We start from the raw sequence: 17,840 nt of genomic DNA, 5'->3' as shown, positions 1-17,840 counted from the left end.
GGACTGTGGTGCCCCGAACAGGCACCCTCGGGGTAGGTTCCCGTCACCTCGGATGTCAGTCCTGGTCGCGGAACTGCGCCGCGAGTTCGCTGCGCGAGCGGATACCGAGTTTCGCGTAGACCCGGGTCAGGTGGTACTGGACGGTCTTGACGGACAGGAACAGCTCGCCCGCCGCCTCCTTGTTGCTGGCTCCACCCGCGACGAGTTCGGTCACGGCCCGTTCCTGCGGAGTCAGTTCCTCGAGCGTGAACCGGCTGCGTTTGAGGTTGAGGCCGCCGGCCTTGAGTTCACGGTCGCACCGCTGCACGTAGGAGGTGGCTCCGAGCGCGAAATACCCCTCCCGGGCCGCCTGCATGACGGCGTCCGCTTCGCGCCGCTTGCCTGCCCGGCGCAGGGTCTGGCCGTACGCGAAGTTCACGCGGGCACGATCGTAGGGGAGGGGCAGGGTGTCGAGGTGCGTCAAAGCCGTCTCGAACACGTCCCGGGCGGCATCGATGTCGCCACGCGCGCCGGCGACGCGACCGCGGGCGTATCCGAGACGTGCCATCGCCGACCGGTGCCCGCGCTCCGCGGCGCGTTCCTCGTGCGGGGTGAGGAAGGCGTCCGCGTCGTCGACGCGTCCGGCCATCACGAGAGCGTTCGCGTAGACGTCGGGCCACTGCCAGAAGCCGGGCTCGTCGATGCCCTCGCGGGGCTCGAGACGGGTGAGAGGCTCGAGTGCCCTGATCACGGCGGCGTAGTCGGCCTGCACTTCGGCACATTGGGCGCGTGCCAGGGCGGACGGAATGAACATCATCGGGTAGTCGTGCGAACTCGCTGCCGCGAGGCGGAGGTGCTCCTGCGCGGCGGGCCAGTTTCCGCGAAGCGCGTGTGTCTGCGCGCCGGTCCAGTGTACGAGGGGCCGGACGAGGTCGAGCGCGGCGTCCTCGAGTTGGTGTCCGGCACGGTCGACCGTGGCGATGGCGCCGCTCCAGTCGCCGAGGGCGAATTGCGTTCGCGCCAGCCAGGCCTGCGCCCACAGCGAGATGCGGGTCGAGCCCATCCGGAACGCGGTGGGGACGGCGCTCTCGAGTTCCTGGCGCGCCGATTCGGGATCGTCCAGCGCCAGGTCGAGCCAACCCCTGGCCATGTCGAAGCGCTGGGACTGGGCACCGAGGGCGATCTTCGCGGACAGCGTGTCGTAGGCGGCCCGTGCCTCCACGATCTGACCCGTGGCAGCGAGTCCGAGTCCCATGATCGCCGCGGATTCGACGGCCGACGGATCGCCCGGATCGACGAGAGCCACGGCCCGGCTGGCCCATTCGACGAGGTCCGGTCCGTGCCAGCGGACGAGTGAGTCCAGGACGCGGCGCTGGCAGATCAGCGCGGCGGTGGCCGGATCGGTATCCGGGTCGCATGCGGTCCACGACTGGGTGAGCAGCAGATCGGCCTCCGCGGGTCGTCCCCGGAGGATTGCGAGGTAGCCGAGTACGGCGTCGCGTAACGGACTTTCGGGGAAGCTCTCGATCTCCGGCGCGAAAGCCAGTGCCTGGGGAAGGTTGCTGGCACCGACGAGAGCGTCGACGGCCCGGATGAGGCGTTGTTCGCGTTCGCCGCGGTCCGCGGTGAGGCGGCTCGACTTGATCAATGCGTCCGCGACGGCCGACCACGCCCCGACGGTCGCTCTCTGCGCAGAGTACGTGTCCAGTTCGTCCGCGAGCGCGGGGTCTGCGAACGGCGCCGCAGCGGCGCGATGGTCCAGTCGCCTGCCCTCGTCGTCGACGATCCGTGCGGCATGATCGTGCAGGTCACGCAGTCGGATGGGCCCGAGGCCGCGGTAGACGGCGGCCCGGGTCAGCGGCGACGGGAAGGTCAGCACGGTCACGCCGCGATGCTCGCCGACGGTGAGGAGGCCGGCCCGATGGATTTCGTCGAGCGCCTCCACCGGGTTCTCGATGGCGGCGAGCGCGGCGGCGTCGGCGAATCGGGGATCCCCGGCGAGTACCGCCGCCGATTCGACGAGCGCCCGGGCAGGCGCTGAGCACGCGAACAGTTGTGACTGCACTTTCGCCGCGCACGTGCGGGGCACCGGGAGGACCGGCTGCCACTGGCCCCACGCGCTCGGATCGACCTCCTGCAGAAGTTGCGTGAGGTGCCGCGGATTCCCCGCAGTGTGCTGAACGAGCTGGTGCGCCACCGGGGCCGGAAGATCGACATGCGCAAGGGTATTCGCAAGTTCGCGGGTATCGGATGCATCGAGCGGGCGGACGTGGATCCGATGCCGGCGATGTCGGTCGAGGAGATCGAGCACGTCCGCGGGAACACCGTCGGGAGGTTCCGAGTTCGTGACGAGGACGATCATTGCCGGTCGGTCGAGCAGATGCACGGCGGAGCTCAGCGCCTGCAGTGAGGGAAGGTCTGCCCAGTGCGCATCGTCGAGCACGACGACGAACGGCGCGTCACCGGCAGGCGGATCCACCGCCGCGACGAGTTCGCGAGCGACGTCCAGGGGGTCCTCCGACGTCACCGCCGCACCCAGGAGCTGTTCGGCGACCCCGAAGGGATGGCCCGAAGCCCACGGGTCGCAGACCGCGGAGAACGCGGGCAGGTCGGGATGCGCCGCGAGGAAGTTTTCCACCACAGTCGTCTTGCCGATGCCCGGCACGCCTTCGACGACCACGACGACGGGCGCGTTCTCGGCCGCCTCACACAGGATCGACTCTAGTTCGGCGAGTTCGCGGGAACGCCCGACGAGCTCGATGTTCCCTGGGTCACTCACACCACTCACCGTATCGCGACGCCTGATTTCGGCGTGTTCCTGGCGAAAACTGGGAACGCTTGTACCGTGAGGTTAGAAGCTGCTGGTCAGAACGACTACGAGTCGAAGGATTCGGTGCATTCATGACGACGGAGGTTAACTCCACGAAGCTGGAGCGGGTGGCGATCCGCTTTGCCGGAGACTCCGGCGACGGCATGCAGTTGACCGGCGACCGGTTCACGTCGGAGGCGGCGGCGTTCGGCAACGACCTCGCCACCCAGCCCAACTTCCCCGCCGAGATCCGGGCGCCTCAGGGCACGCTCCCCGGTGTGTCGTCGTTCCAGATCCAGATCGCGGACTACGACATTCTCACGGCCGGCGACCGCCCGGACGTCCTGGTCGCCATGAACCCGGCGGCGCTGAAGGCGAACCTGGCCGATCTGCCGCGCGGCGGCATGATCATCGTGAACACGGACGAGTTCACCAAGCGGAATCTCGCGAAGGTCGGATACGCCACCAGCCCCCTCGACGACGACTCACTCGAGGACTACGTGGTGCACCCGGTGGCGATGTCGACGTTGACGGTCGGCGCGGTCGAACCCGCCGGACTGAGCCGGAAGGACGGCGAGCGGGCGAAGAACATGTTCGCGCTCGGGCTGCTGTCGTGGATGTACAACCGCCCGACCCACAGCATCGAGCGGTTCCTGCAGACCAAGTTCGCAGCGAAGCCGCAGATCGCGGAGGGCAATCTGCTCGCGTTCAGGGCCGGGTGGAATTACGGGGAAACGACGGAGAGTTTCGCGACCACCTACGAGGTGTCCGCGGCGACGCTTCCACCCGCCACGTACCGCCAGGTCACCGGGAACACGGCCCTGGCCTACGGGGTGGTGACCGCGGGACGGTTGGCGGCGCGGGACGTCTTCCTCGGCACCTATCCGATCACGCCGGCGTCGGACATCCTGCACGAGCTGAGCAAGCACCGGAATCTCGGCGTCACCACGTTCCAGGCCGAGGACGAGATCGCCGGAATCGGCGCGGCGCTGGGCGCGTCGATCGGGGGTGCGCTCGGTGTGACGAGCACATCCGGACCCGGACTGGCGCTGAAGAGCGAGGCCATCGGGCTGGCGGTGATGACGGAGGTCCCGCTGCTCGTCATCGACGTCCAGCGCGGTGGCCCCTCCACCGGGCTGCCGACGAAGACCGAGCAGTCGGACCTGTTGCAGGCGATGTACGGGCGCAACGGCGAGTCGCCGGTCGCCGTGATCGCGCCGCGCTCACCCGCGGACTGTTTCGATGCCGCGGTCGAGGCCGCCCGGATCGCGTTCACGTACCGCACACCGGTGCTGTTGCTGTCGGACGGCGCCATCGCGAACGGCAGCGAACCGTGGGCCATCCCGGACGTGTCCGAACTCGACCGGATCGACCCCGGCTGCGACACGGCACCCCCGGTGGACGGCGAATTCGCACCGTACGCCCGCGACCGGGAGACGCTCGCCCGTGCCATGGCGATACCGGGCACTCCCGGCCTCGAACACCGCATCGGCGGTCTCGAGAAGGCCGACGGCAGCGGCGACATCTCCTACGATCCCGCCAACCACGACCTCATGGTGCGCCTGCGCCAGGCCAAGATCGACGGAATCGCCGTTCCCGACGTGGTCGTCGACGATCCCTCGGGTGAGGCCGACCTGCTGCTCGTCGGGTGGGGCAGCTCTTACGGGCCCATCGGTGAGGCCTGCCGACGTGCCCGCCGTGAGGGCAAGAAGGTGGCCCACGTGCACGTGCGCAACCTCAACCCGCTGCCCGCCAATCTCGGTGCTGTGCTGCGCAGCTACGGGACCGTCGTCGCACCGGAGATGAATCTGGGCCAGCTCGCGATGATCCTCCGTTCGAGGTTTCTCGTCGACGTGCAATCGGTGACCAAGGTGCAGGGGCTCGCCTTCCTCGGCGACGAACTGCACGAGGTGATCGACTCCGCGCTGGCCGGAACGTTGCGTGAGCACGAGCTTGCGAAGACCTCCGACGCGCTTGCGTCGGCGACCTACCGATCGAACGGACCCCGGCAGGAGGAATCGGCGTGACACGGATGATCAGTCGTGTCGGTGCGGATCTGGGCCTGAGCGCCACCGCGCACGTGCCCAGGACCGACGAACCGCAGAAGGCCAAGGACTTCACGTCGGACCAGGAGGTCCGTTGGTGTCCGGGCTGCGGAGACTACGTCATTCTCGCCACGATCCGAAGTTTCCTGCCGGAGTTGGGACTCCGACGCGAGAACCTGATGTTCGTCTCCGGCATCGGATGCTCGAGCCGGTTCCCGTACTACCTCGACACGTACGGCCTGCACACGATCCACGGTCGCGCGCCCGCCATCGCGACGGGTCTCGCGGTGACGCGCCCCGACCTGTCGGTGTGGGTGGTGACCGGCGACGGCGATGCGCTGTCGATCGGGGGCAACCATCTCATCCACGCTCTGCGGAGGAACGTCAACATGACGATCCTGCTGTTCAACAACAGGATCTACGGGCTGACCAAGGGGCAGTACTCGCCGACCTCGGAGGTCGGCAAGGTCACCAAGTCGACGCCGCTGGGGTCGGTGGACCACCCGTTCAACACGCTGTCCCTCGCGCTGGGAGCCGAGGCCACGTTCGCGGCCCGCGCCATGGACTCGGACCGCAAGGGGTTGACGGAAGTGCTGCGGCAGGCGGCGGCGCACCGCGGCACGTCGTTCGTGGAGATCTACCAGGACTGCCCGATCTTCAACGACGGCTCGTTCGACGTCCTACGCAAGGACGGTTCCGAGCAGCGCCTCATCCCGCTGACCCACGGGGAGCCGATCGTCTTCGGGTCTGCCGGCGAATACTCCGTCGTCCGAGCCGGTTTCGGTCTGAAGGTGGTCGCGACTGCCGATGTCGACCGGTACGAGATCGTCGTGCACGACGCCCACACCGACGACCCCGACTACGCGTACGCGCTGTCGCGGCTCTCCGACCAGGACCTCACCCACACCGTGACCGGCGTGTTCCGCAGCGTCACGCGGGACACGTACGACGACATGGTGCGCCTGCAGAACGAGATCTCTCGGGAGAAGGACCCCGTCGACGACGGCTCGCTGCAGCGCCTGCTGACCGGTCACGACACCTGGACGGTGGAGTAGGCGGCCGCCGCCTCGCCGCGGGTGACCCGTACACGCGGAACGAAGAAGGTGACGAATGCGCCGAGAACCGCGATGCCCGCGAAGACGTAGAACGCCACCTGGCTGCTGATGCCGGCGCTGATCAGTGCTCCGCCGATCAGGGGGCCGAAGATGCCGCCCAGCCGGCCGAATCCGGCGCACCAGGCCACTCCGGCGCCGCGCGCGGACGTCGAGTAGTAGTTGGAGACGAAGCCGTAGATCAGGACCTGGGTGCCGATGGTGCCGACTCCGGCGACGGCGACGGACGCGAGGAGCACCGGCAGCGGGAAACCGAGCGTCAGGAGAATCAGGGCCAGCGCGGCGAGCCCGAATGTCGTGGCGACGACGCGTTGCGGTCCGATGCCGTCGGCGACCTTGGAGGCGATCAGACCGCCGAGGATCGCGCCGCCGTTGAGGACGAGCAGGAACGACAGCGAACCCTTCGCGTTGAAACCGGCGTCTTCCATGATCTTCGGAAGCCACGTGTTGAGTCCGTAGGTGAGCAGCAGGCCGGAGAAGCTCATCATTCCGAGAAGAGCAGTGCCCCAGGCGTAACGGCGCGTCGCGAGTGCGGCGAAGCCGACCTTCTCGACCGATGCCCGTTCCGCGGCGATCTCGTCGGCGCCGGGCATCGGGATACCGGTGCGTTCGGAGATGCGGCGGGCCTTGTCCTCGTTCCCGCGGGCGACGAGCCACTTCGGCGACTCGGGCAGTTTCACGAGCGCCAGCGGTAGCAGGATCACGATGGGCAGTGCGCCGATCCAGAAGAGGCCACGCCAGCCGATCGTGTCGCGCAGGACAATCGCGAGGAGGGACGCGAGCACCCCGCCGGCGGGGACGCCGCTGTAGACGATGGCGTTGTACAGGTTCCGCTTTCCGGGAGGTGCGAACTCCGCCACCATCGCACCGGCGGTGGCGACGAGGCCGCCGACCCCGATGCCGGTGAAGAATCGCAGCAGGCCGAACATGGTGACGTTGGTGGCCAACGCGGCGAGTCCCATCCCGATGGAGAACCAGGCGATGTTGACGAGCATCATCCGCCGCCGGCCGAGGTAGTCGCCCACTGCGCCCGCGGTGAGTGCGCCCACCATGACACCGATCAGCGCGTACGAGCCCAGTGCACCGGCCTGCTGCGCGGAGATCTCGCCGAGTTGGCCGGGATCGTTCATCAACGTCGGGAGGATGGTGCCGTACACGACCAGGTCGTAGCCGTCGAAGATGATCGCGATCGTGGCGATCGCGACGACCCAGGTGACGGCACTGCGGTGTTTCGGGCTTGCCCAAGTGTCGGGGGTGGTGGAGGGGTTCATGGTGATCTCCGCTCGGTGGGTGTGACGGGAAACCGGGCCGTACTCGTATGTGCGCTGTATCACAATCGAATTCGAGTAAAGAAATGCCCCATCGGCGAGACGATGCAATGCGCCCCGCCGATGAGGCGGTCGAGATCTGTCGGCTGCTAGCCGAGGTCGCCGCCGGCGACGGGTAGGACCGTCCCGGTGATGTAGGTGGCCTCGTCGGAGGCCAGGAAGACGATGGCCGCGGCCTGCTCGTCCAGCGTTCCGTACCGCTTCATCAGGGACGAGTCGACGGTCTGGTCGACGATCTGCTGGTACCAGACCTTTTCCTGATCGGTTTCCGCGCCGGGGCCGCGGGGAACACGGCGAGCGGGTGCCTCGGTGCCGCCGGGAGCGGTGGCCACCACGCGGATTCCGTACTGCGCGGCTTCGAGAGCGAGTGAAGCGGTCAGGGCGTTGACCCCGCCCTTCGACGCCGCGTAGGGCACGCGGTTGACACCCCGCGTGGCCACCGAGGACACGTTGACGATGGTGCCCGACTGCTGCGCGATCAGGTGGGGGAGGACGGCGCGGCACGTCCACAGGGTCGGGAACAGTGAGCGCTGCACCTCCGCCTGGATCTGCTCGGCGGTGTAGTGCTCGTACGGCTTGGCCCAGATGGTGCCGCCGACGTTGTTGATCAGCACGTCGAGCCGGCCGTGCTGCTGCCGTGCCTCGTCGATCGCGGCCTCGGCGTCCGCGAACTGTTCCAGATCGGCGGTGATGCTGTGCGCGTCGGTTCCGTTTTCGCGCAATCCCTTCGCGACCTCGTGGACGAGTTCGGCGCGGTCGATCAGAATCAGCGACGCACCCTCTGCCGCGAGTCGGGTCGCGACCGTCAGGCCGATGCCCTGCGCTGCGCCGGTGACTGCGACGACCTTGCCGTCGAAGCGGTGCGGAGTGACGAGTCCACTCATGCGACGGCACTCCTCTCGATGGCGCGGCACATGGTGGCCTTCGCGTGCGCGCTGTGGCTGATGATCAGGTCGTGGGCGGCGGCCCGGTCACCCTTCTCGAAGGCGGCGACGATGTCGAGGTGGTCGTGCTGGATGTGCTCGTCCACCCAGTCCGCGGTGCGAAGCACCTTGGTCATGAGTTGCGTGACCTCCAGGCGGTTGTACGCCTCGAGGAGCACGTCGTTGGCGGTGCACCGGAACAGGAATTCGTGGAAGGCGGCGTTGGTGTCGGTGAAGGCGCCGGCGTCCGTGAAGTGGTCGTTCTCGATCGATTCGCACGAGGTCTCGGCGAGGATCCGGTACTCGGACAGCTGTTCCTTCGTCATCCGGCCGATGGTCAGTTCCATCGCACCGAGTTCGAGCGCCATGCGGGCGTCGAACTGTGCGTCCGATTCGGACAGCGGTTGGTGTTCCTCGCCGATCTCGTACTCGGGGGCCGCCTCGACCGCGTCCGCCGCCGCCGGTGCGGACGCCTCGGACCCACTCGGCGTCGCCGCGTTGTTGAACTTCTCGAAGTAGAAGTTCGCCGGCGTGACGCCCTCCGACTTCAGATGGTCGCGCACCGCCTCGACCATGGGCGGCGGACCGCACAGGTACACGTCCACATCGCCGTCGTTCAGGTGTGCGGGCTCGAACAGGCCGGTCACGTACCCCTTGTTCGTCGCACTGCTCGCCGGGTCCGACACGCAGTAGTCGAACGTGAACTGGGGCAGGGACTTCGTGTATTCCTCGAGCTTGTCCAGCTCTACCAGGTCCGCGTCGGACGAGACTCCGTAGACCAGGTGCACGGGGTGGTCGGCGGCGTCGGTGCGCATCTTGTCGAGGATCGAAAGCAGTGGGGCCAGTCCGGTGCCGCCTGCCAGCAGCAGGGCGCGACGCTTCTGCTCGCGGAGGAAGAAGCTTCCCATCGGGCCGGTGAGCTCGAGCGTGTCGCCGACCTGTGCGCGGCTACGCAGGTACTCCGACATCAGGCCGCCGTCGGTGATCTTGACCAGGAACGACAGTTCCTTCGACGTGGGTCCGGTGCTGAACGAGTACGAGCGTGTCGCCTCGGTCCCGGGAACGGTGATGTTCACGTACTGGCCGGGGAGGAAGACGAGGTCGTCCCGGTTCGCGATCTCGATCGTGAACCCGATGGTGGTGTCGGAGAACTTGCGGATCTCCGTGACCGTCGAGGAGAAGGTGCCTGCGGCGGTCTTGGCGACGTCGGACGTCGTCGGGATCTGCAGTACCAGATCGCTTTCCGGCATCATCTGGCACGGAAGGCAGTAACCCTGCTCCGCCTCTTCATCGGTGAGCGCTTCCTCGATGTAGTCGCCGCCGTCGTACGTGCCGGATTCGCAGAGCGACTTGCAGGTGCCGCACGCCCCGTCTCGACAGTCGAGGGGAATGTTGATGCGCGCGCGGTAGGACGCGTCGGCGACCGTCTCGTCGCCGTCACACTTGATGAAGCGGGTGATCCCGTCCTCGAAACTCAGTGCAACTTGGAAAGTCATGGAAAACAGCTCGATTCGCGAAGAATGGGGAAGAAATCAGATGTGGTAGATGTCGACCACGTGGTGGATGTAGTCGTTCTTGAGCACGACCTTCTTCTTCAGGATCAGAGGCTGCTCACCGGAGAAGTCGATGGTGTAGAACGAATTCCCGAAGTACGTGTCGACCGTGTTGTACCGGAAGTAGAGCGTGAACCAGTTGAACCGGACGTCCACCACGTCGCCGCGACGGTCGGTGACCTCGACGTTCGAGATGTTGTGACCGGTGCGCGGCTCCGGAAGGCTCGTCGCGCTGGACCGGTCGGTCTTGATGCGGAACACCCGGTCCTCGATGCCGCCACGGTTGGCGTAGTAGATCAGGGAGATCTCGGTCATCGGGTCGGTGGTCAGTTCACCGTCGTCGGCCCACGCCGGCATCCAGAACTCGGAGTCGGGGTGATAGCACTCGATCCACTTCTCGAACTCGCGGTCGTCGAGGTAGCGGGCCTCACGGTAGAGGAACTGCTCGATGTCGTGCTGGGTGACAGTGCTTTCGGCTACTGCGGTCATGTTCGTCGTCTCCCTCAGCGGTTGTTCGCGGCAACGTCGGCGTCGAGCGCCTTGGTGAGTGCTTGCACCCAGTAGCCGTGCTGGATCGGGTAGAGGCCCTCGTCCTCGGTCTTCACACCGCTGGAGATGGGGTTGATGCCGATCTTCTTCGCGTCCTCGTCGGGGCCCTGGAGTTGGTGGGTGACACCGCGGCTGAGGTCGTTGAACGGTGCGGCACCGGCCTGGTACGTCTTCTGGCAGGAGCGGAACTCCTCGAGATCGTCCGGGGTGGCCATGCCGGTGGCGTTGAAGAAGTCCTCGTACTGGCGGATGCGCGCGGCGCGTGCCGTCCGGCTCTCACCCTTGGGGGCGATGCAGTAGATGGTGACCTCGGTCTTGTCGACGGAGATCGGACGGAAATGCCGGATCTGCGAACCGAACTGGTCCATCAGATACACGTTCGGGTACAGGCACAGGTTGCGGGACACACCGATCATCCAGTCGGCACGGTCCTCGCCGTACTCGGCGACGAGTTCCTCGCGACGCTCGTTGAGCGGGCGGTTGGCGGGGTCGGCCCACTTGGTCCACAGCAGCAGGTGACCGTTGTCGAACGAGTAGTACCCGCCCTGCTGCTTCGACCACTTGCCGGCGTCCATCGCCTTCGTGGCGTTGGTGGACTCGCCCGACTCCCGACGCGACGTGGTTGCGGCGTAGTTCCAGTGGGTGGCGGACACGTGGTAGCCGTCGGCGCCGTTCTCGGTCTGTAGCTTCCAGTTGCCGTCGTAGGTGTAGGTGGACGCACCGCGCAGGACCTCGAGGCCGTCGGGCGACTGGTCGACGATCATGTCGATGATCTTCGTGGTGTCACCGAGGTGTTCCTCGAGCGGCGGCACGTCGGCGTTGAGGCTGCCGAACAGGAATCCGCGGTAGTTCTCGAACCGCGCGACCTTGGTGAGGTCGTGGGAGCCGTCCTTGTTGAACTGTTCCGGGTAGCCGGCCTCGCGCGGGTCCTTGACCTTGAGGAGCTTGCCGGAGTTGTTGAACGTCCAGCCGTGGAACGGGCAGGTGAACGTGGTCCGGTTGTCCGTCTTGCGCCGGCAGAGCATGGCGCCGCGGTGGCTGCACGCGTTCACCAGGGCGTTGAGCTCGCCCTCCTTGTTGCGGGAGATCACGATCGGCTGGCGGCCCATGTACGTGGTGAAGTAGTCGCCGACGTTCGGGATCTGGCTCTCGTGGGCCAGGTAGATCCAGTTGCCCTCGAAGATGTGCTTCATCTCGAGTTCGAACAGGTCCTCGTCGGTGAATACGCTACGTCGCACCTGGTAGCGACCGGTTTCCGCGTCCTCGATGAGTGCGTCGGCCAGCTTGGCGCGCACGTCGTCGGACGGCGCTGTGTACAGGGTTTCAGTCATGGGATCCTCCAAGATCTCCGGGGGGCTTGCGCCCTGCGAGGGCGCCCGGGTCCGGCAATGGATTCCACTCTTGCAGCCTGTGCGCTGCATCACACTAGGTATTTACCGAGTACTGACTAGGACGTGTCCGGCATGCGCACACGAGCCGGGATCGGACGGCAGGACCCTGGACACGCAGACGCACCCCTTCTCCGCGTCCGCACCCGAATTCGGTAGCTATTTCGGGTGCGGTTGCGGAGAAAGGGTGCGTCCGTGGGGTCGAGCGGTTACTTGTTGCCGAAGTACGAGACGTCGTCGTTGCCGATCAGGTCGGGCACGGTCCAGCCGTCGAGGTCGTACTCGGACAGGCACTGCTCGGCCAAGCCCTTCATGGACGCGACGTCGCCGCGGTTCTCGGCGGCGAACAGCAGTTCGGCCTTGACGTTCTCGTGGTTGCCGGAGTAGTTGCGCTCGTAGAGTTCGTGGCGGCCACCGAACTCGCTGCCGATCGAATCCCACAGGGCCTTCATGATCTTGACGCGTTCGACGGCGGTCATGCCGTCGGAGCCGCGGACGTACTTGTCGAGGTACGGCCGGACGTCGGGGCTCTTGAAGTCGCGAGCACTCGAGGGCAGGTAGATCAGGCCGGATGCGACGTCCTGTTCGATGATCTCCTTGATGCGCGGGTAGCCCTGGATCATGAACATCCGGTACGTGAGGCCGTATTCGAGCTTGGGGATGACGGTGTCGCCGATCCACGGCTCGGGGTTGCGTGCCATCGATTCGGTGAGTGACCAGAACAGGTTTCGCCAGCCGATGACCTCGCCGACGCGGGTCTGCACTCCGCGGAAGCCGCCGGCGCCGGTGGCGTCGAGGGCCTTCATCAGCATGCCGGCGATGAAGTCGAGTTTCACGGCCAGACGCGTGCAGCCCTGGAACGTGAAGCGGGGCAGGAACCCGGACTGCGGGAAGAAGCCGTTGATCTTGTCGACGTCGCCGTACATGAAGACGTTCTCCCACGGCACCAGCACCTTGTCGAAGATGAAGATGGTGTCGTTCTCGTCCATCCGGCTCGACAGCGGGTAGTCGAACGGGGTGCCCATCACGGCCGCGTTCTGGGTGAACGAGGACCGGCAGATCAGCTTCACGCCCGGTGCGTCCATCGGGACGGTGCAGATGAGGGCGAATTCCTTCTTCTTGATCGGCAGGCCGTAGTGGGCGATGAAGTTGTAGTTGGTGATGGCCGAGCCGGTGGCCACGACCTTCGCGCCGGAGACGATCAGGCCGGCGTCGGTCTCCTTCTCGACCTTCATGAACACGTCGCCGACCTCGTCCGGCGGGAGCTGGCGGTCGACGGGCGGGTTGATGATCGCGTGGTTCCAGTAGAGAACCTTCTCCTGCGATTCCTTGTACCAGCGTTCGGCGTTGTCCTGGAACGGGGAGTACAGCTCTTTGTTGGCGTGCAGGGTGCCGAGGAACGAGGCCTTGTAGTCGGGGGAGCGGCCCATCCAGCCGTAGGTCATGCGTGCCCAGGTGGCGATGGCGTCGCGTTCCTTCAGCAGGTCGTCCGAGGACGTCGGGGCCTTGAAGAACGGCATCGTCACGCCGCCGTTGCCGGTGTCGGTGGGGGTGGTGACCTTGTCGACGTGCTCACCGGTGTGCATCGAGTCGTAGAGACGCGCGGTCATCCGGATCGGGTTACGGAACGCCGGATGCGTGGTGACGTCTTCGACGCGCTCGCCGTGCAGCCAGATCTCGCGGTCGTCGCGCAGCGACTCGATGTACTCGTCACCGGTCATCGGGCGGGTGGCGAAGTTCGCGGTGCGGTTGGCTTCACAGTCGGCGGCGGGGTTGACCTTCGTCGGGTCGAGCGTGGTCTCGGGAGCGCTTTCGGTGGTGGTCATGGAATGTCCTTTCGGATTCGGCGGTCAGTTGACGGGCTGAAGATGGAATGGGGTGAAGGAGGTGGTGGAGTCGAACCAGCCGCTGTTCGGATCGTCCATCGATCCGTTCCACGCGGCCGACGCGGACGGTGAGCCGAGGTCGTGGAACGTGCTCCGGTAGAACAGCAGCGGATCCTTGCCGCTCGAGTCGGCAGCCACGATCTCACCGATGAAGATGATGTGGTCGCCGCCGTCGTACTCGGCCCACGGCCGGCACGACAATGTGGCGGCGGCGCCGCAGATGACGGGCGCGGTCGGTCCGTCGGCCCACACGGGTTCGGGGTTCTGCGGGCGCCCGGCGAAATGCATCGCGGTGTCCACCTGGTCTGCGGCGAGGATGTTGACGGCGAACGGCGCCTTGCTCAAGTAGTTGCAGGCCTTCGACTTTCGGGTCAGGGTGATCTGGCACAGTCTCGGCTCGATCGAGACGGCGGTGAAGGCGGTGACCGTCGCTCCGTGCGGCAGGCCCTCGGAGTTGGCGCATGTGATGACCGTGACTCCGCTGGCAAACTGCCCGAAGATGTTCCGGAGTTCGCGCTGCTCCATGGTCGGAGCCTCCCTTCCTGTCCGGGGCGCTGATGAGGTACGGACGAAAGTACGACCGCGAGAACCGTGCGTCGATCCGCTGAGCGCGGAGGTGATCCGCTTTGCGCAGTGACTTGGATCACCGTGGAAATTGCAATCGAAGGTGTCCGTGGTCACACTGGTGCCATGCAGCCCACGTCCAAGCTGGTTCGTCCCGAAGATTGGGACGAAGCGTCGCACGTGGTGTCGGACGTGTACTTCCCGCATCGGCTGACGCCGCTGAACAGGTCGAACGCGCGCAACACCGTCGCGGAGGCGGTGGAACTCGGACCTGTGAAGATCACGCATATCGGCTGGGGCGCGGACGTGTCGATCCAGTCGGACCACCCCGGCGCGTATGCGATCAACGTGCCGCTGTCGGGTCATCTGGAATCGGTGACCGGCAAGCACGAGGTGTCGTCCGTGCCCGGGGCGGGAACGATCTGCCCGCCCGACACCACGACGCTCATCACCGCCTGGAGCAAGGACTGCTCCATCATCGGCGTGCGCGTCGACCGCGACTACCTGCACCGCGAGATGGCACGGATCCTGGCGCGGCCGGGACTGCGACTGCCCCCGCAGCTGGACCTGACCAGCGAGAACGGTGCCAGCTGGCTGGCTCTGGTGCGGTCGCTGCTCGACCAGATGCTGCGGTCGGACGGCATCTACACGAACCCTCTCGTCGCCGAGCAACTGTCGGGGGCGGTCACCACGGCGCTGGTCCTGGCGGCGATTCCGGACGACGAGACGGCCGGTGCCGGTACTCGGCCGCGGATCGTCAAGCGCGTCATCGACGAGATCCACGCCGACCCCGCGCGGGCGTGGACGGCGGCCGAGATGGCCGAGATCGCGGGTGTCGGGGTCCGCCGCCTGCAGGAGGGATTCCAGGAGTACGTCGGGGTGAGCCCTCGCGACTACCTGCTGGACGTTCGGCTCGAACGCGTCCACGACGACCTGCTGCGCGCGGACGGTTCGTCGACGGTCGCCGAGGTCGCGATGCGCTGGGGCTTCACCCACACCGGCCGGTTCGCTGCGGCGTACCGGCGGAAGTACGGCGAGGCGCCCTCCGAAGCGCTCCGGGGCTGACGGTCCGGCGTCAGCTCACGTACGAGAAGATCGTCGCCATGCCGGCGGCGAGGTGATAGTCGTTGTGGCAGTGCGTGATCCACTGACCGGGGTTCGTCGTGTCGATGTCGGCGGCGACGGTCTGCCCGGGGAGCACGATCACGGTGTCCTTCCGCGGTCCGGAGCCGTCCGGGCGGGCCACGGCGAACGTGTGCCCGTGCAGGTGCATGGGGTGGAACATCATCGTGGGGTTCGTGTAGACCAGCCGCACTCGCTGGTCCCGGTGGACGGTCAGCGGGGTGTGGTCGGGATAGGCCTGGCCGTTCACCGTCCACACGTACTGCTTCATGTCGCCGCCGAGCTTCGCCTCCAGGGTGACACCCGGGTCGACCACGGGGAGCCGGACGGCGTCGGTGGCCCGCAGGTCGGCCACGGTGAGCGGGGGAGGGCCCAGCTCACGGGGCGCCACGGCGGGGTCGGGGGCTGCGCCGCCGCCGGTGCGCACCATCGCGAATCCCTGCGCGCCCTTCCCCTCGGCGACCGCGACCAGCGGGAACACCCCGTCCTGCAGGGTGACGACGGCGTCGTACCGCTCGCCCATGCCGATCAGCACCGAGTCGGTGTCGACCGGTTCGACGGGGAAACCGTCCGTGTCCGTGACGGTCAGCCGGTGGCCACCCAGCGCGACCCGGAACGCGGTGTCGTCGCCGGCGTTGATCAGCCGGATGCGGGCGCGTTGCCCCGGCCGTGCCGTGAAGACGGTCGGATCGCCGGGTGCTTTCCCGTTCAGCAGGTACACAGGGTACCGGACGTCGCCGGAGTCACCGCCGAGCACGGGCGACGTCATCTCGGGCATGGACGTCATTCGCCCGCCGCGGAGTTCGTCGAAGACCTGCGACGGCGTGCGGTCGGTCAACCAGTCGGAGAGGACGACGACGAATTCGGCGTCGTAGTTCGCGGGTGCCCCGGGATCGTCGATGATCAGGGCCCCGTACAGCCCGCGGCCGCGCTGGAGGTCGCCGTCCGTGTGGTACCAGTACGTGCCCGGGTCGGGCGGGATGAAGTCGTAGACGAACTCTGTGCCCGCCGGTATCGGAGCCTGCGTGACATCCGGGACCCCGTCCATGTCGTTGCGGATGGCCAGCCCGTGCCAGTGCACCGTGGTGGAATCCGGGAGCTGGTTGCGAAACCGCACCTGAACCCTGTCCCCGACGTTCGCCCGCAGGATCGGGCCCGGCAGTTGCGTGTTGTACAACCACGCGGCGGTGCGCGTACCTGCGATGTCGACGTCGGACTGCGTCGCGGAGAGCTCGTAGGCCACCGGCCTGCCGGCGGGGAACCGGTGTTCCTCGGCCTCGGCGTATGCGCGCACCTCCGGAGAGTCGGGCCCGATCGCGCCCTCCGTGTCGTCGCTGCGGGCGCAGGCCCCGGTGAGCCCGAGGAGGGCGGCTCCCGCTCCCCACTGCAGCACACGCCGCCGGGACAACTGCACGTCGAGTGGACGGTTCCCAGGCATCCCCCCGCTCCTTCCGCGGGTAGACCGTTTCCCGTGACGCTACTCGGGCGGGCTACGCCAGGGCGCCGATTCGTGCCCGGTCGCGGAGGGCGATGAGTTCGCGGGCGTGCGCCTCCAGCTTGCGATCCTCGTCGGACTGCGGAACCCACTGCCGCACTGCCGTTGCGGCGCCGTCCTCGTCGACGGCGGCGACGACGGTGAGGCAGTGCGTGGTGAGGTTCATTTCGCGAGTGCGCGGGTCGCCGGACCGCACGTGCACCGAGATGTGCATGGTCTGCGCGCCGGTGTGCAGCAGGCGGGCGTCGACCTCGACGACGTGACCGATCTGGATCGGGCGGTAGAACCGGACCCCGCCGGCGTAGACGGACACGCACGGCGTGCCGTTCCACGACGTGCCGCACAGGTAGGCGGCCTCGTCGATCCAGCGCATCACCGTTCCACCGTGCGTCTTGCCGCCCCAGTTGACGTCGGTGGGCGCGGCGAGGAAGCGGGTGAGCGATTCCGGTGCGGTGCCCGCGTCGGTGTAACTCTGTTTGCTCATCGCTTCTTCGATGTCGGCGCGCAGACCGATGCGCATGACCGCCTCCTCGGACTCGGCGCGGTCGGAAGCGGTGTTCGGCTTCCACGGCGGCACGCTCGTGGGCTTACCGGAATCGTCGACGGCGACGAAGATGATGAGGCAGTTGCTGGCTTCGGTGAACTGCCCGGTGCGCGGGTCCGCCGACGACACGGTGCACTGGATGTGCATGCTCGAGCGCCCGGTGTGGACGAGTCGCGCTTCGACCTCGACGAGGTGTCCCGACTCGATGGAGCGAGTGAACTTGATGTTTCCCACGTATGCGGTGACGCAGTAGCTCCCGCTCCAGCCGACCGCACAGGCGTAGGCGGCCTTGTCGATCCATTCGAGGATCCGGCCCCCCTGGACGGCCCCTCCGAGCGTCGCCACCTCGGTGGGTGCGGCCAGGAAGCGGAGGGTGATGCTGCGGGGAGGCGTGGTCATCGATGTGATCCTCGGGAATTCGACGTGGCCGGCACGAGGGCGCGAACCGGGGACGGCGAAACGTCGTTGTCCGCCGGTGGCGGGGAAATTATCCCACAGATGCACCGGACCGACCCGTCCGCGATGTGAACGGACCCAGGTTGA

General features: G+C 67.0%; 13 protein-coding genes. 3 read left to right on the top strand and 10 right to left on the bottom strand.

Going from position 1 to position 17,840, the window contains the following annotated elements; genetic code table 11:
- Positions 1-55: 55 nt before the first annotated feature.
- Positions 56-2,758 carry an AAA family ATPase gene (locus ACFVJ3_RS32565; RefSeq protein ID WP_378455985.1) on the bottom strand — a complete coding sequence of 901 codons (2,703 nt, stop codon included), beginning with the start codon at positions 2,756-2,758 and terminating at the stop codon, positions 56-58.
- Positions 2,759-2,880: 122 nt separating this feature from the next.
- Here ACFVJ3_RS32565 and ACFVJ3_RS32560 point away from each other — a divergent pair, with 122 nt between their 5' ends.
- Together ACFVJ3_RS32560 and ACFVJ3_RS32555 are read left to right on the top strand one after the other, a co-directional pair.
- Entirely contained in the window at positions 2,881-4,815 is a 1,935-nt protein-coding gene (locus ACFVJ3_RS32560) for a 2-oxoacid:acceptor oxidoreductase subunit alpha (RefSeq protein WP_378455984.1), read from the top strand.
- A gap of 5 nt (positions 4,816-4,820) precedes the next feature.
- On the top strand, positions 4,821-5,888 hold the full coding sequence (locus tag ACFVJ3_RS32555) for a 2-oxoacid:ferredoxin oxidoreductase subunit beta (RefSeq protein ID WP_378456029.1): 1,068 nt from the start codon (positions 4,821-4,823) through the stop codon (positions 5,886-5,888).
- Here ACFVJ3_RS32555 and ACFVJ3_RS32550 read toward each other — a convergent pair.
- The 7 genes from ACFVJ3_RS32550 to ACFVJ3_RS32520 form a co-directional block, all read right to left on the bottom strand.
- Positions 5,864-7,216 (bottom strand): MFS transporter, encoded by a 1,353-nt coding sequence (locus tag ACFVJ3_RS32550; RefSeq protein WP_378455983.1) that lies wholly within the window; start codon positions 7,214-7,216, stop codon positions 5,864-5,866. The two genes, ACFVJ3_RS32555 and ACFVJ3_RS32550, sit on opposite strands and share 25 nt — an antisense overlap.
- Before the next feature lie 146 nt (positions 7,217-7,362).
- Positions 7,363-8,157 (bottom strand): 1,6-dihydroxycyclohexa-2,4-diene-1-carboxylate dehydrogenase, encoded by a 795-nt coding sequence (locus ACFVJ3_RS32545; protein WP_378455982.1) that lies wholly within the window; start codon positions 8,155-8,157, stop codon positions 7,363-7,365.
- Complete coding sequence (gene benC / locus ACFVJ3_RS32540; RefSeq protein WP_378455981.1) at positions 8,154-9,692, bottom strand: benzoate 1,2-dioxygenase electron transfer component BenC; 1,539 nt, start codon at positions 9,690-9,692, stop codon at positions 8,154-8,156. The genes ACFVJ3_RS32545 and benC overlap by 4 nt, the downstream gene beginning before the upstream one ends.
- A 36-nt stretch (positions 9,693-9,728) precedes the next feature.
- Entirely contained in the window at positions 9,729-10,238 is a 510-nt protein-coding gene (benB, locus tag ACFVJ3_RS32535; RefSeq protein ID WP_095868035.1) for a benzoate 1,2-dioxygenase small subunit, read from the bottom strand.
- A 14-nt stretch (positions 10,239-10,252) separates the two neighbouring features.
- Positions 10,253-11,629, bottom strand: a complete 1,377-nt coding sequence (gene benA / locus ACFVJ3_RS32530) for a benzoate 1,2-dioxygenase large subunit (protein ID WP_378455980.1) — start codon at positions 11,627-11,629, stop codon at positions 10,253-10,255.
- A gap of 266 nt (positions 11,630-11,895) precedes the next feature.
- On the bottom strand, positions 11,896-13,512 hold the full coding sequence (locus ACFVJ3_RS32525) for a 4-hydroxyphenylacetate 3-hydroxylase family protein (RefSeq protein ID WP_378455979.1): 1,617 nt from the start codon (positions 13,510-13,512) through the stop codon (positions 11,896-11,898).
- 24 nt (positions 13,513-13,536) lie between these two features.
- Positions 13,537-14,097, bottom strand: a complete 561-nt coding sequence (locus ACFVJ3_RS32520) for a flavin reductase family protein (protein ID WP_378455978.1) — start codon at positions 14,095-14,097, stop codon at positions 13,537-13,539.
- Positions 14,098-14,262: 165 nt separating this feature from the next.
- On the opposite strand from ACFVJ3_RS32520, the gene ACFVJ3_RS32515 reads away from it, so the two are divergent.
- On the top strand, positions 14,263-15,201 hold the full coding sequence (locus ACFVJ3_RS32515; RefSeq protein ID WP_378455977.1) for an AraC family transcriptional regulator: 939 nt from the start codon (positions 14,263-14,265) through the stop codon (positions 15,199-15,201).
- Positions 15,202-15,211: 10 nt separating this feature from the next.
- On the opposite strand, the gene ACFVJ3_RS32510 is transcribed toward ACFVJ3_RS32515, so the two are convergent.
- Positions 15,212-16,696 (bottom strand): multicopper oxidase family protein, encoded by a 1,485-nt coding sequence (locus ACFVJ3_RS32510; RefSeq protein WP_378455976.1) that lies wholly within the window; start codon positions 16,694-16,696, stop codon positions 15,212-15,214.
- Between the two features lie 52 nt (positions 16,697-16,748).
- Positions 16,749-17,696 carry an acyl-CoA thioesterase gene (locus ACFVJ3_RS32505; protein ID WP_378455975.1) on the bottom strand — a complete coding sequence of 316 codons (948 nt, stop codon included), beginning with the start codon at positions 17,694-17,696 and terminating at the stop codon, positions 16,749-16,751.
- Positions 17,697-17,840: the final 144 nt, after the last annotated feature.

It is taken from the genome of Rhodococcus sp. NPDC127593, from assembly GCF_042671975.1.
Lineage (GTDB): Bacteria > Actinomycetota > Actinomycetes > Mycobacteriales > Mycobacteriaceae > Rhodococcus_F.
Note: the sequence above shows the minus strand (reverse complement) of the source record. Positions and strands in the feature narration are given on the sequence as shown.

Coding starts and splice junctions, on each gene's coding strand:
- ACFVJ3_RS32560 (WP_378455984.1), top strand. CDS start 2,881: ATGACGACGGAGGTTAACTCCACGAAGCTGGAGCGGGTGGCGATCCGC.
- ACFVJ3_RS32555 (WP_378456029.1), top strand. CDS start 4,821: ATGATCAGTCGTGTCGGTGCGGATCTGGGCCTGAGCGCCACCGCGCAC.
- ACFVJ3_RS32550 (WP_378455983.1), bottom strand. CDS start 7,216: ATGAACCCCTCCACCACCCCCGACACTTGGGCAAGCCCGAAACACCGC.
- ACFVJ3_RS32545 (WP_378455982.1), bottom strand. CDS start 8,157: ATGAGTGGACTCGTCACTCCGCACCGCTTCGACGGCAAGGTCGTCGCA.
- benC (WP_378455981.1), bottom strand. CDS start 9,692: ATGACTTTCCAAGTTGCACTGAGTTTCGAGGACGGGATCACCCGCTTC.
- benB (WP_095868035.1), bottom strand. CDS start 10,238: ATGACCGCAGTAGCCGAAAGCACTGTCACCCAGCACGACATCGAGCAG.
- benA (WP_378455980.1), bottom strand. CDS start 11,629: ATGACTGAAACCCTGTACACAGCGCCGTCCGACGACGTGCGCGCCAAG.
- ACFVJ3_RS32525 (WP_378455979.1), bottom strand. CDS start 13,512: ATGACCACCACCGAAAGCGCTCCCGAGACCACGCTCGACCCGACGAAG.
- ACFVJ3_RS32520 (WP_378455978.1), bottom strand. CDS start 14,097: ATGGAGCAGCGCGAACTCCGGAACATCTTCGGGCAGTTTGCCAGCGGA.
- ACFVJ3_RS32515 (WP_378455977.1), top strand. CDS start 14,263: ATGCAGCCCACGTCCAAGCTGGTTCGTCCCGAAGATTGGGACGAAGCG.
- ACFVJ3_RS32510 (WP_378455976.1), bottom strand. CDS start 16,696: ATGCCTGGGAACCGTCCACTCGACGTGCAGTTGTCCCGGCGGCGTGTG.
- ACFVJ3_RS32505 (WP_378455975.1), bottom strand. CDS start 17,696: ATGACCACGCCTCCCCGCAGCATCACCCTCCGCTTCCTGGCCGCACCC.